Here is a 12044-nt window from a genome sequence, read left to right on the forward strand (position 1 = left end):
CTGCCAAGCTTGTTCTCGGTTAAGGATTGGTTTTGTGGCTTTTCTGCAGAATTTTCAACTCTTCCAGCATGTCTGCTCCAATCTCCTTACTGAATTGTTCATACAGCGGAACCAGCTTTTCCTTCCATCGCTGTTTTTGTGCCTCGGTAAGTTCATGGATTTGAATAGGGGATTGCTGTTTGATGAGCGCAAGCTGCTCTTCGTTGAGCTTGATGGCGTTCTTATCATTCCAGGCTGTCGTCTCTTCCATGGCTTCCAGAAGAATCTGCTTGGTACCGTCTGATTGCTGATTCCAGACGGCTTGGTCCATCATGACAGCATACCCTAAATAGCCGTGGCTGCTGATGGTCAAATGCTTTTGGACATTATAGAATTTTTTGGAATATATATTGGAAATCGTGTTTTCTTCTCCATCAACTATGCCTGCTTCGATCAAATTATAAGTGGAGTTGAACGATTCCTCGTGGGACTCCACACCCAGCATATCGAATTGTTCACGGATAATTTCATTTGGCATAATCCGGAGCTTTTGCCCTTTCAAATCAGCGGGCTCTGTAATAGGACCGGTATTGGAGGTAATCTGCTTGAAGCCATTGGACCAGTGGGCAAGGCCGACCAACTCATTTTCCTGAAGCGAATCAAGCAATTTCCGTCCTATGTCGCCATGTATGCCGCGCTGCATCGCTTCATGGCTGTCAAAAGCGAAAGGCAAGTCGAGTATGCCCCATCTTGGCGATAATTCGCCAAGCTTGGAAGTGGAAGGTGCGATAAATTGAACTTGACCGTCCTTTAAAGCATTGATTTCTTCGATGTCAGAGTATAAGCTTCCGTTAGGGAAGACAACAATTTGGATTTTGCCATTTGATTTCTCGGCGACAAGTTCGGCAAATTTCGCCGCGGCTTGCCCTTTTGGCGTATTTTCGGCCACTACATGGCTAAACTTAAACACAATTTGTCCGCTTAACCCTTCCTGGTCATCATCATAGGGAGGCTCTGCCTGCGGAAACAGATTGGAATACCCTAAATAAGCGGCAAGGGCGAGGCCGATGCATGCAAGGGCCAGATAAACGGATGTCTTTTTCATGCTGAACCTCCTCTGCAATCGTTACTGTAAGCATAATCAGAACTGTCCGGTTCGTAAAGGGGAAGGAGCACGAATGATGAAGCAGCTGCCAATCCGTTGGAAAATCATGATATTGTCATATGCAGTCGTCATCTTTTCCTTGTTGGTCGGTGGCATTGTCGTCATTGCCAATATCCAGCAAACAGAAGAAAAAGATTTGCAGATACGGGCGATGAACACAGCCAGGACTGTAGCAGAATTGTCCGATGTAAAAAACGCCATCGGGCGGCCAAAGGGTTGGAAAACGATCAATCCGATTGCGGAAGAAATCCGCATTATCAACGAAGCCGACTATATTGTCGTCATGAATATGGAAAAAATCCGCTACTCCCATCCGATTCGGGAAAAGGTCGGAACGCTTTCAGGCGGCGAAGACGAAGAGGCGGCTTTTGCCGAACATATCTATTTTTCCAAAGCCAAAGGGGAGCTTGGTACGGTGATCCGGGCTTTCGTGCCGATAAAAGACACTGAGCTCAACCAAATAGGCGTGGTGGTTGTCGGCAACAAAATACCGAATCTTTTCGATATCATGAGCGGTTTGGGAAAAGCGGTTTTACTAATCGTTATCCTTACGTTAGTGTTTGGTTTGGCCGGTTCTTTACTGCTTGCCAACCATATCAAAAAGCAGATGTTCCATCTGGAACCGTTCGAGATCAAGCGGATGCATGAAGAGCGGACTGCGACATTCCATTCCATGAATGAAGGCGTCATTGCCATAGACAATAGAGAAATCATTACAATCTTCAATGAGAAAGCCAAGAAAGTTTTCAATGTGCAGGGACATTTTGTCGGACAGCCAATCCGTTCCGTTCTGAAAGATACAAGGCTTCCTGAAATTGTCGAGAAGAACCAAGCCGTTTACAATGAAGAAATCAAAGTGAGCGGAAAAGTGATTGTCAGCACACGGATTCCGATCCGGAAAGATGAAGAACTCATTGGCGCTGTCGCTATTTTCCAAGACAGAACGGAAGTGGCGAAACTTGCTGAAGAATTGACCGGCGTCAAAAACTTTGTTGAAGCGCTGCGGGTCCAAAGCCACGAACACATGAACAAATTGCATACCATCGCTGGCCTGATCCAGCTTGGGAAACCCGAAAAGGCGCTTCAGCTCGCTTATAACACTACTGAAGAACAAGAAAATGTCACAAGCTTTTTGAATGAAAAAATCCAAAACGATGCCATTGCAGGACTGCTTTTAAGCAAAATAAGACGGGGGAAAGAACTGGATGTTGAAGTGGTGCTCGATCCGAACAGTTATTTTTCGGATTTCCCGGATGAACTGGACCAGCATGATTTTGTAGTCCTGCTTGGCAATTTGATCGAAAACGCTTTTGGTTCTTTCGAACATGTGAAAACCGGAGATAAACGGATCGATGTCAGCATTGAGCAATCAGAAGGCATATGTGCCGTCTTAGTAGAGGACAACGGCTCTGGCATTAAAGAGGAATACATGCCAATGCTCTATGAGAAGGGCTTTACAGTAAACAAGGCAGCGGGCACAGGGTTTGGCCTTTACTTGGTCAAGCAGATTGTCGAAAAAGGGAGAGGCCAGATCCAAGTATCTTCTGCGCCCGCTGAAGGAAGTTCTTTCTTGATCACTTTCCCGATGGAAGCGGAGGATGAATGGTATGGCATATAAAGAAAAATTCAACGTGTTGTTAATAGAAGACGATCCAATGGTCCAGGAAGTGAATAAAGGGTTTATTGAAAGCATAGAAGGATTCCGTGTTATGGAAGTTGCCGGAAATGGGGAAGAAGGCTTGGCGCTGATCAAGGCGCTTCAGCCGGATTTGGTGATTTTGGATGTGTTCATGCCAAAAAAAGATGGCATCAAAACTTTACAGGAGCTGCGGAAGCAAAAACTGGAAGTCGATGTGATCGTGGTGTCGGCGGCGAAAGACACTGAAACCATCAAGCTGATGCTGCAAAATGGAGCGATGGATTATATTATGAAACCGTTCAAGCTTCACCGCATTCAGCGGGCGCTCGAGAAATACAGAAAACATCGCTTGAGTTTTGATAAAGCGGAGACCCTTTCGCAAGACCAGCTGGACACTTTGCTTTATTCAAGTCACAGCATTAAAAGTGAAGAGTCGCAGTTGCCCAAAGGGTTGAACGAGTTTACTTTGAACGAGATTACAGCCAATATCCAGGTGCAGGACGCTCCAAGGTCTGCAGAAGAAGTGGCGAACGCCATCGGAATCGCCAGGGTCACGGCCCGCCGCTACTTGGATTACCTGGAGAAAAGCGGCGTCATTACATTAGATGTCCAGTACGGCGGAGTCGGAAGGCCAGTAAACCGCTATATCTATAATAGGAAGTAATCATAAAGCAATCAGTGGAAATTTTGGTTTCTTCATTGATTGCTTTTGTGTTGCATAGAAAAGACCAAAAAGACCAAAACAGCCATTATGACCATAAGCTTCTCCTGAATAGATGAAAGCGTTATCATTTAGAACAATTAGAAAATGATGCACTATTCGTAAAAGGAGGAAAAAAGACATGAAGAAGAAATTATATAAAAATCTAACCTTTCAGGTTTTAACTGCTATTGTCATCGGTGTTTTAGTCGGTTTGATTTGGCCGAATATCGGCAAGGAAATGAAGCCGATCGGGGATACATTCATCAATGCCGTCAAAATGGTCATCGCACCTATCATCTTTTTAACAATCGTTCTCGGAATTGCGAAAATGGGCGATATGAAAAAAGTCGGCAAGGTCGGCGGAAAAGCGTTCATTTATTTTGAGGTAGTCACAACTTTGGCGCTTGTCATCGGCCTGGTCGTGGTCAACGTCCTGAAGCCGGGAGCAGGGCTGGACTTCAGCAAGCTTGAAAAAGGCGATGTGTCCCAGTACACGGAACAAGGCGCCCAGGGCATCAATTGGATTGAATTTTTCACACACATCGTGCCATCGAACATGGTGGATGCGTTTGCAAAAGGGGATATCCTGCAGGTTTTGTTCTTTTCCATCTTGTTTGGTACCGGGCTTGCAGCTCTTGGCGAGAAAGGCAAACCGATTACGGAATTTCTGGACCGCCTGTCATTGGTTTTCTTTAAAATTATCGGTTATGTGATGAAAGCGGCTCCAATCGGGGCATTTGCGGCAATGGCTTACACCATCGGCTTTTTCGGATTATCCTCATTGGTGCCATTGGCAAAATTGATGTTTTCTGTATACACCACCATGTTCCTGTTCATCTTCATCGTTTTGAACCTTATCTGTAAAATGAACGGCATCAGCTTATGGAACTACTTGAAATTCATCAAAGAAGAAATCCTCATTGTGTTGGGCACAAGTTCCTCGGAATCTGTATTGCCGCGCATGATGGACAAAATGGAGCGCTATGGAGCTTCAAAATCGGTTGTCGGCCTTGTCATCCCGACCGGCTACTCATTTAACCTGGATGGAACTTCCATCTACTTGTCCATGGCTGTCGTTTTCTTGGCGCAAGTATTCGGTATAGATTTATCAATCGGCCAGCAAATCACAATCATCTTGGTTTTGATGCTCACATCTAAAGGCGCTGCAGGCGTTACAGGAAGCGGTTTTATCGTTCTTGCTTCTACATTATCTGCTTTGCAAGTTATCCCTCTTGAAGGATTGGCACTGCTTCTTGGCGTAGACCGCTTCATGAGCGAAGGCCGTGCAATCGTCAATTTGATCGGCAACGGGATCGCTACATTGGTCGTAGCGAAGAGCGTTGGCGAATTCGATGAATCGAAAAGCAAGCAAGCATACACCGATATGGTCGCTATGAGAAAAGCAGGCAGAGCAGCTGCGATAAATTCAGAAGCTTGATTGGATGCCAATGAAAAGACCTTCATTTTTGAAGGTCTTTTTATTTTTGGGAACTTTGCTATGCCGAACAAAGAAAGCTTATTGACACTTTTAAAAGAAGGTGTTTTAAAAACTGTAAGAAGCCGCCAGTCCACGCCTTTTCAAGAAAAATTTGCGGAATGTTCGTCTTGCTAGAGACAGAAACTCGATCTTTCGTTATGCTAAATAAAAGCATCTTGCCGCTTTCATCTCACAGGAGAAAATTTCTTAAATGAATCTACGGCTGCTTCAATTATAAGCAAGAGGTTTTCTGGACCTTATAAATCTCCTTCTCTTACCAAAAGGAAAATTCAAGTTTAACATTGCAAAGACTGTGGTCAGTTGATTAGCCAGGTTTCGTACAGGGTATATCATACAAAAATCTTGAAAATTCAAAAGCTTGATTTTCCATTAAAAGTTGCTATTCGGGGAAGGGGCGGAAAAATGAGTACAGTCGAGTATGTGAAAAACTTCATCAAAGATCCCAATATCGCATCCATTACACCCACATCGCAAAAAGGGGTGAGGGAAGTATGCCGCAAAATGGATTTAAGCAAAAAAGTGGTCATTGTCGAATACGGTCCGGCGACGGGGGTTTTCACCAATTATCTGCTGAAGCGCATTACACCGGATTCCATAATCATTGCCATTGAATTGAATGCGAATTTCGTTGATTATTTGAAGAAAAACGTCAAAGACCCTCGCTTGAAGGTGCATCAAGACAGCGCTGAAAATATTATCGGCATTGTCAGAAGCTATGGTTTGGAAAAGGTGGATTATGTCATTTCAGGCATCCCATTTTCATTGTTGGACGAAGACACCCGCGAGGATATCGTAAAAAGAACAAGCCATATGATAAAAAAAGGCGGGAAATTTTTGCTTTATCAAACCTTTTTCCAAAAGGATGAGCACTTGAAAATGCATTTGGTCGATTATTTTGAAAAATCCAATGACCAGTACTTTTTTAGGAATATTCCGCCTTTGCGGTTATACGAAGCCATCAAAAAAAGATAAGCTTTGCAGTTCCGGAACTCTATTCCTGGTTAAGAAAATATGTTGCGTGCCCTGAAATTCGGACTATCAAGTGAACGTCCAAATTCAGGGTTTTTGTCTAAGCTGTTTGCTCTCCCAATAGAAGAAACGATAAATGCGGAACTGGATGGTGATGCTATGAAACCGAAGACTATTTTAAGCAAAGTGAAAACACGGACACCTTCCATTCTCGGCAGTGAAGATTTCTCCAAATATGCCATTCTTTTGCCGCTTATAGAGAAAGAAGGGGACATCCATATTCTTTTTGAAATCCGTTCCCATAAGCTGAGGAGGCAGCCGGGGGAAATCTGTTTTCCAGGGGGAAGGATCGATGCCCAAGATAAAAGCGAAAGAGACACAGCTCTCAGAGAGACTACAGAAGAGCTTGGCATTAAGAGGGAAGATATTTTCGACGTTTTTCCGCTGGATTATATTGTCTCCCCGTTCGGTATGATGGTTTATACTTATGCAGGATTCATCGATCCGGCTGTTCAATTCAAGCCCAATCCTCCGGAAGTAGACAGCCTCTTTACAGTGCCTTTGGCATTTTTCCTGGAAATAAAACCGAAAATTTACCGGATCAATTTTGATGTGCAGCCGGAAGAGAGTTTTCCCTACAACTTGATTGCCGGAGGAGAAAATTACAATTGGCGGACCAGAACTTTGGATGAATACTTTTACATCTACGAAGATAAAGTGATCTGGGGATTGACCGCTCGCATTTTAAGCCACTTTGTGGAAATCATTCGCTAAAAAGCAGGAGGAACAGTAAAAATGACAATAGACCAAATATCCATAACGACCACTCTAAACAAGAAACCGAAGCCTTCACAAGACCAAGTGCCTTTTGGAACAATATTCACTGACCATATGTTCATGATGGATTATATTGAAGGGGAAGGGTGGCATGATCCGCGGATTGTTCCGTATGCGCCTATTTCTTTGGATCCTGCTGCCATGATTTTTCATTATGGACAAACAGTATTTGAAGGATTAAAGGCATACCGGGCGGAGGACGACCGCATTCTGCTTTTCCGTCCGGAAAAGAATTTTCAGCGGTTGAATCTGTCAAGCGACCGGTTGAGCATCCCGCCGGTTGATGAAGGCCGCGTATTGAACTGTTTGATGAAGTTGCTTGAAATCGAAAAGGACTGGGTTCCGTCCACGGAAGGCACTTCTTTATATGTTCGTCCATTCATCATCTCGACAGAGCCGAACTTGGCTGTTGGGCCTTCCCGCACTTATACGTTCATGATCATCTTATCGCCTGTCGGCTCTTATTTTCCAGGCGGCATCCGTCCCGTCACAATCCACGTTGAGGAGCAATTCACGCGCGCTGTAAAAGGCGGAACCGGGATGGCAAAAACAGCAGGAAATTATTCTTCCGGCTATCAGGCGCAAGCCCTTGCAAAAAAAGAAGGAAATGCGGACGTGCTATGGCTGGATGGGGCAGAGAAAAAGTATATAGAAGAAGTCGGCAGTATGAATATCTTCTTCAAAATCAACGGAGAAATCATCACTCCTGCATTGACCGGCAGTATCTTGAAAGGGATCACCCGCATGTCGATCATTGAACTGCTGGAGAGCTGGGGCATGCCGGTTGTTGAACGGAAAATATCAATCGAGGAAGTGTACCAGGCATTTGCGGACGGCACAGTCGAAGAAGTATTTGGCACAGGTACAGCCGCAGTAATTTCTCCAGTCGGCGAACTTAATTGGCAGGGGCAAAAAATAGTCATCAACAACCGGGAAATCGGTGAAGTATCACAAAAATTATACGACACAATCACAGGTATTCAGCGAGGAAAAGTGGACGATCCGTTTGGATGGGTAGTTGCATTAAGCTGAAAGGGGTTAGTGAAATGGAACATGTGACAGAAGGATACATTCCGGTGCTAGGAGGGAATGTCTGGTATCGGATTACGGGAGATGGATTGGGAATCCCTCTTTTGGTATTGCATGGCGGACCGGGTGGCAAAAGCAGCGGCAAAGACCCGCTTCGGAATCTTGGCAATGAGCGCCCTGTTATACAGTATGACCAGCTGGGATGCGGAAATTCTGACCGGCCGGCCGATCTTTCATTATGGACAGTCGAGCGGTATGTCAAAGAATTGGAGCAGGTTCGGGAAGCGTTGGGTTTGGATGAAGTACATATTCTCGGTCATTCCTGGGGAACGATGCTTGCTTCCAGTTACCTTCTTACAAAGCCATCCGGTGTCCGAAGCATTGTCTTTTCAGGTCCTGCGCTCCATTCACGTATGTGGGAGCGGGATCAGCGGGCATACTTGAAGCAATTTCCCCAAGAAATGCAGGCTGTCATTGAACGGCATGAAAGAGAAAAAACGACAGAGGCAAAAGAGTATCAAGATGCGATGTATGCTTTTTACAAGCGCCATGTCTGCCGGCTGGACCCATGGCCCAAAGAGATGATGGAAGAGTTTGAAAAAATGAACCATCAAATCTATAACTATATGTGGGGAGCTTCCGAATTTACAGTGACCGGCACCTTGCAGGACTTTGACGTTACGGAAAGGTTGGAGGAAATCGGCTTGCCTGCCTTGTTTGCGTGCGGCCGGTATGATGAAGCCACTCCAGAAACAACAGCCTACTACGCCAGCCTATTGCCGGGTTCTGAATACTTTGTGTTTGAGAATTGTTCGCATACCCCTGGCGAAGAAGATCCGGATGCCTATGAGAGTAAAATACGGGAATTTTTGAACCGGCAGGAAAGGTGATCGGGAGAAACAGCGCTTTTTCGTACAAGGCCGTACCGAATAAAAAGTCGGATTCAAGCGGAAAAGACCTTTATAATCTGTAAAGGTCTTTTTTTGTATATGGGGGAAGCCTTGATGTTAAATCCATGGCTGATGAGCAGAATAAGCCAAACTATAAAGATCTTGTGTTAACCTAGAAAACAGTTGTTTGAAATAATGCAGTAAACCCTGTATCCGAAGTTTAATATACATAAAGAAAGGTTTTGACAGATGGAAAATATGACAGGATTCAAAAGAGCGCGATTTGTGCTTTTGCTTGGAGCGCTTACTTCTCTTATTCCTTTTACCATTGATATGTACTTGCCGGCATTTCCGATTCTTGCCGAAGTTTACGCCACTACTGCTTCTTCCGTCCAGTTGAGTTTGACAGCTTGTTTGATGGGATTAGGAGTCGGTCAATTAGTGGCAGGCGCACTAAGCGATATGCACGGGCGTCGCCGGCCATTGATTGTTTCATTGATTATTTATGTTGCAGCATCTCTTGCTTGTATGTTCGCTCCCAATATCGGTATTTTGATTGCCATGCGCTTTGCGCAAGGGTTTGCTGCTGCGGCAGGATTGGTTATTTCCCGGGCAATAGTACGGGATTTAACAAGTGGTGCAGAATTGACCCGGGTGCTGGCGCTGCTTATGGTCATCAGCAACGTCGTTCCCTTATTGGCTCCTTCTGTCGGAAGCGGTGTTTTGCTTTTTGTTGATTGGAAAGGCATTTTCCTTGCTTTGGCAATTGTCGGTTTTGTCCTTTTGGTCATCACCGCTTTCCGGATGAAAGAAAGTCTTCCGGTCGAAAAACGGACTCCAGGCAATTTGAAATCAACGTTCGGCAATTTTGGAACCATCATAAAAAATCGGCAGTTTACCGGGTATGCGCTCGCTCAAGGATTTTTAATCGGTGGAGTATTTGCTTATGTAGCGGGAACACCCTTCATCTATCAGAACATTTACGGTGTTTCTCCCCAAGTGTTTAGTCTGCTTTTCGGAATGAATGGCTTTGGCCTGATTTTTGGCAGTTATGCTGTGGGGCGTTTTTCATATATCTATTCTGAAAAACGTTTTTTGGAAACGGCTTTGTACCTTGCTACTGTTTCCGGGGCGGTTTTGTTGGCAGTCGTCGGAACCGGGGGCCCATTGTGGGCAGTCGCAGTGCCGATTTTCTTTTTTGTCACTTCGGTTGGCGTTGTGGCTCCATCTTCTTTCGCATTGGCGATGGAAACCCAAACTTATGCAGCAGGCAGTGCATCTGCCCTGCTGGGTCTTGTTCCTTTTGTTCTTGGAGCTTTGACCGCCCCGCTCGTCGGAATTGCTGGAGAAGAAACGGCGGTGCCGATGGGCCTTACCATTTTTTCAATGAGCTTGATCGCTTTGGTGGCTTATCATTTTCTTGTTAAAAAAGCAGTAAATCCTGCCTCTGTAAAAAATTAAATCAATCCTCTCAGACAAAGGCCTTTTTCTCTTGCAGAAAAGGCCTCTTCTTTTGAGTAAGAAAGTTATGGAGAAGTTGCCTGGCAAGTGTAAATAAACGGGAATGATAAAAAAATAATTATATAACTTTTTTTATTAATTTTTTATGGGTGATTTAAAATATGCCTAGTCAAAAAGATATAAAGGGCTATATAATAAGTGAATATTACAGGGATTAGTGGGGAGAAGATGGAGATAGCGTACGAATTGATAAAATATATTTTAGTTGTTGCTTTAGGCGGGGGAATAAGTCTGTCTTTAGCTATCTATGCGTTCCTGAAACTCAGCAATGCGCCAGGGGGAAAGTATTTTGTTTTAGCAACAGCCTCGTCTGCTGTTTTTACACTTGCCTATGCGTTTGAATTGGCAAGTACGACGCTGGAAGAAATCAAGTTTTGGCTGAAAATTGAATATATCGCGCTGCCATTTTTACCGCTATTCATATTGTTGATGTGTTTTGACTATGTGGGGCAGAGGGTGAAGCGAGAGGTCAAAAATACCCTTTTTGCAATCGCGGCATTAACAGTTTTTATGCAAACTACAAATGATTTTCACCATTTCTATTACACGACAGTGGGTTTAAAGGAGGATAGCCCTTTTGCGATAGCCGATCTTGTGGGAGGGCCTTGGTTTTATGTGCATTCCCTTTTTCTGTATGGATGCATTGGGGCGAGCATGGCGATTTTGTTCAAACAGATAAAAAATAAAGTTTTCCAATTCCGGATGCAAGTTCTATTGATGATGGCGGGGGTGCTCGTTCCTGTCATTGCCAGCTTTTTTTACCTGTCTGGCGTAAGTCCTCACGGAATTGATCTAGGGCCGGTCTTCATGAGCGTTTCTTTTATCTTGCACGGAATAGCCCTTTTGCCGCTTCAAATGTTCAATGTAGCGCCAATTGCCCGGGACACCATATTTGAAAGTATGGAAGAAGGGGCCATTGTGTTAAACCGGGATAATATCATTGTCGATTATAACAAAGCGAGTTTAAAAGTTCTGCCTGTACTGCAGAATCGCGCAATTGGGAAGCGGATTGGGGAAGTGCTGTCTGGAAGCCGCTTGCTTGAAAGAATTATTTTGCGTGAACAGAAATGCGATTATGAGTTGTATATAAACGAAGAGCTGCTGCATTTCCAAATCCGGTTTTCGCCGGTCCGAAACAAAAACGATATTCTCGTCGGCAAAATTGTCACCTTTGTTAATGTAACAGAAAGAGTGGAAATGGAGAGGGCGCTGAAGCAGCTGGCAAGCATTGATGGGCTCACTCAAGTGTTCAACCGGACTTGCTTTCTTGAAAAAGCGGAAGAAGCGTTCGGACGCCTGTCGCACCAGGGAGGCCTTGCCTCTGTCATCATGTTTGATATTGATCATTTCAAACGTGTCAATGATACATATGGACACGCGACAGGAGATACTGTATTAACCTATATCGCCCAATCTGCAAAGGAAAGCTTACAGGAAACGGATATCCTTGGACGATACGGGGGAGAAGAGTTCGTGATCTGTTTGCCTAACACTTCTATGGAGGCGGCGCAGGAAGTGGCAGATGATTTCCGGAAACAAATTTCAGAAAGCTACCTTCTCATAGATGGGAAACGGATTGACTTGACCTTAAGCTTTGGAGTGTCCGAAGTGCAAATTGAAGCAGGGGATTTCAGCAATTCCATACAAGCTGTCATGGGAGAGGCGGACCAAGCGCTTTATCTGGCAAAGGAAAAAGGAAGAAACCGAGTTGAACTTTTCAAGAACCGGCTCTGCTCATTTGAAAAAGCATAAGACCCGCGAGGCAAAACGTCCGCGGGTTTTATGCTATTTACAGCTTTTTTACATAAATCCTA

General features: G+C 44.6%; 10 protein-coding genes. 9 read left to right on the forward strand and 1 reads right to left on the reverse strand.

Annotated features, from left to right (window positions below; translation table 11 throughout):
• Positions 1-19 precede the first annotated feature (19 nt).
• On the reverse strand, positions 20-1084 hold the full coding sequence (locus FQV30_RS00850; RefSeq protein WP_146498261.1) for a DctP family TRAP transporter solute-binding subunit: 1065 nt from the start codon (positions 1082-1084) through the stop codon (positions 20-22).
• Between the two features lie 76 nt (positions 1085-1160).
• On the opposite strand from FQV30_RS00850, the gene FQV30_RS00855 reads away from it, so the two are divergent.
• The 9 genes from FQV30_RS00855 to FQV30_RS00895 all read left to right on the forward strand — a co-directional run bounded on the left by FQV30_RS00855 (position 1161) and on the right by FQV30_RS00895 (position 11982).
• The gene (locus FQV30_RS00855; RefSeq protein WP_146498262.1) at positions 1161-2762 is read left to right on the forward strand and encodes an ATP-binding protein; all 1602 of its coding nucleotides are present in this window, start codon (positions 1161-1163) and stop codon (positions 2760-2762) included.
• The gene (locus FQV30_RS00860; protein WP_146498263.1) at positions 2752-3447 is read left to right on the forward strand and encodes a response regulator; all 696 of its coding nucleotides are present in this window, start codon (positions 2752-2754) and stop codon (positions 3445-3447) included. Before FQV30_RS00855 ends, FQV30_RS00860 begins: the two co-directional genes overlap by 11 nt.
• Positions 3448-3625: 178 nt before the next feature.
• On the forward strand, positions 3626-4924 hold the full coding sequence (gene dctP / locus FQV30_RS00865) for a C4-dicarboxylate transporter DctP (protein WP_146498264.1): 1299 nt from the start codon (positions 3626-3628) through the stop codon (positions 4922-4924).
• A 462-nt stretch (positions 4925-5386) separates the two neighbouring features.
• A complete protein-coding gene (locus FQV30_RS00870; RefSeq protein WP_146498265.1) occupies positions 5387-5956 on the forward strand; it encodes a class I SAM-dependent methyltransferase in 570 nt (189 codons plus the stop codon).
• A 156-nt stretch (positions 5957-6112) separates the two neighbouring features.
• Entirely contained in the window at positions 6113-6727 is a 615-nt protein-coding gene (locus FQV30_RS00875) for an NUDIX hydrolase (protein ID WP_146498266.1), read from the forward strand.
• A gap of 21 nt (positions 6728-6748) precedes the next feature.
• The gene (locus tag FQV30_RS00880) at positions 6749-7822 is read left to right on the forward strand and encodes a branched-chain amino acid aminotransferase (RefSeq protein ID WP_146498267.1); all 1074 of its coding nucleotides are present in this window, start codon (positions 6749-6751) and stop codon (positions 7820-7822) included.
• Positions 7823-7836: 14 nt separating this feature from the next.
• A complete protein-coding gene (locus FQV30_RS00885; protein ID WP_146498268.1) occupies positions 7837-8709 on the forward strand; it encodes a proline iminopeptidase-family hydrolase in 873 nt (290 codons plus the stop codon).
• 249 nt (positions 8710-8958) lie between these two features.
• Positions 8959-10170 (forward strand): multidrug effflux MFS transporter, encoded by a 1212-nt coding sequence (locus tag FQV30_RS00890; protein WP_146498269.1) that lies wholly within the window; start codon positions 8959-8961, stop codon positions 10168-10170.
• Between the two features lie 228 nt (positions 10171-10398).
• Positions 10399-11982: a histidine kinase N-terminal 7TM domain-containing diguanylate cyclase gene (locus FQV30_RS00895; protein ID WP_186725481.1), complete on the forward strand. Its 1584-nt coding sequence runs from the start codon at positions 10399-10401 to the stop codon at positions 11980-11982.
• Positions 11983-12044 lie beyond the last annotated feature (62 nt).

The organism is Planomicrobium sp. CPCC 101110 (assembly GCF_007859395.1).
In the GTDB taxonomy this organism is placed as follows: Bacteria; Bacillota; Bacilli; order Bacillales_A; family Planococcaceae; genus Planococcus.

What these genes read in the sequence shown, in the direction of transcription:
- FQV30_RS00850 (WP_146498261.1), bottom strand. Translation starts at nt 1,084, where the DNA reads ATGAAAAAGACATCCGTTTATCTGGCCCTTGCATGCATCGGCCTCGCC.
- FQV30_RS00855 (WP_146498262.1), top strand. Translation starts at nt 1,161, where the DNA reads ATGAAGCAGCTGCCAATCCGTTGGAAAATCATGATATTGTCATATGCA.
- FQV30_RS00860 (WP_146498263.1), top strand. Translation starts at nt 2,752, where the DNA reads ATGGCATATAAAGAAAAATTCAACGTGTTGTTAATAGAAGACGATCCA.
- dctP (WP_146498264.1), top strand. Translation starts at nt 3,626, where the DNA reads ATGAAGAAGAAATTATATAAAAATCTAACCTTTCAGGTTTTAACTGCT.
- FQV30_RS00870 (WP_146498265.1), top strand. Translation starts at nt 5,387, where the DNA reads ATGAGTACAGTCGAGTATGTGAAAAACTTCATCAAAGATCCCAATATC.
- FQV30_RS00875 (WP_146498266.1), top strand. Translation starts at nt 6,113, where the DNA reads ATGAAACCGAAGACTATTTTAAGCAAAGTGAAAACACGGACACCTTCC.
- FQV30_RS00880 (WP_146498267.1), top strand. Translation starts at nt 6,749, where the DNA reads ATGACAATAGACCAAATATCCATAACGACCACTCTAAACAAGAAACCG.
- FQV30_RS00885 (WP_146498268.1), top strand. Translation starts at nt 7,837, where the DNA reads ATGGAACATGTGACAGAAGGATACATTCCGGTGCTAGGAGGGAATGTC.
- FQV30_RS00890 (WP_146498269.1), top strand. Translation starts at nt 8,959, where the DNA reads ATGGAAAATATGACAGGATTCAAAAGAGCGCGATTTGTGCTTTTGCTT.
- FQV30_RS00895 (WP_186725481.1), top strand. Translation starts at nt 10,399, where the DNA reads ATGGAGATAGCGTACGAATTGATAAAATATATTTTAGTTGTTGCTTTA.